A 937-nucleotide genomic window follows, 5' to 3' on the forward strand; every position below is an offset into this window, starting at 1 on the left:
ACATGTCTTATTATCATCCTCAATATTCCAGCCAGTTTTCGCAATACCCTGAGCTGAAGGAAGTGCTGCAATAACCTATTTAATTGGCATAGACCGTTTATTTAACGGTTGAATCTTAGGGAATTAATAAAATGTTTTAAAAATAGTTGATATGTTCCATGCTTATAAAGGAAAACTAGTAGAGTTGAAATGTTTAAATGTATTTTTGTACTATTGGTTAAAAAACAACAATTGAGCTTTATCATAACAGTTAAATTTGGAGCAATAAGGCACACCGTTTGAAAACAAACGGTGTGCCTTATTGCTGTTAATATTTATTCATCTATATTATCTGGATCGTTTACATCTTTAGGATCTTCAATGGGTTCTTCTGCATCAGGGACTAAATCAGCTTCATCATCTTTATTTTCATCTATATTATCTGGGTCATTTACATCTTTAGGATCTTCAATTGGCTCTTCTGTATCTGGGTCCACATCATTTTCATCTATATTATCTGGGTCATTTGCATCTTCAGGATCTTCAATGGGTTCTTCTGTGTCAGGATCTACATCCACTTCAGGTGGTGGTGGATCCTTATCCTCTTCTACATTATTACACCCCAATAACATGATGGCAGATAGAAAAACTGCTGTTAATAGCCTTAACCACTTTAGATTCATTTTTATCGTCCTCTCTATTAGTTGTTTACTTTCAATATTATCTTCTCCTTCCACTTTTTTATACGAACATTTTAACTTAACATCAATAAAATTAAGGTCCTTAATCACCAAACAGTAGCGGCCTAGGTGTCAGGAATTGAAGATAAAAAATGTAGTACAGAGGAAAAGAGGCTTCTATCAAAAAAATGGTGCCATTTATCAAATATAATTACATAACTGTGGGTTTTTGGTCATTTAAAAGCAGGATAAAATTGGAGTTATAAAAAATATTCTTA

At 32.9% G+C, this 937-nt stretch carries 1 protein-coding gene; it reads right to left on the reverse strand.

Annotated elements, in window-relative coordinates; translation table 11 throughout:
* Nucleotides 1-314 precede the first annotated feature (314 nt).
* Nucleotides 315-773, reverse strand: coding sequence for a hypothetical protein (locus BFI01S_RS22035; protein WP_235831272.1), 459 nt, complete (start codon nucleotides 771-773; stop codon nucleotides 315-317).
* Between the last annotated feature and the right edge of the window lie 164 nt (nucleotides 774-937).

It is taken from the genome of Cytobacillus firmus NBRC 15306 (genome assembly GCF_001591465.1).
Taxonomy (GTDB): Bacteria; Bacillota; Bacilli; order Bacillales; family Cytobacillaceae; genus Cytobacillus; species Cytobacillus firmus.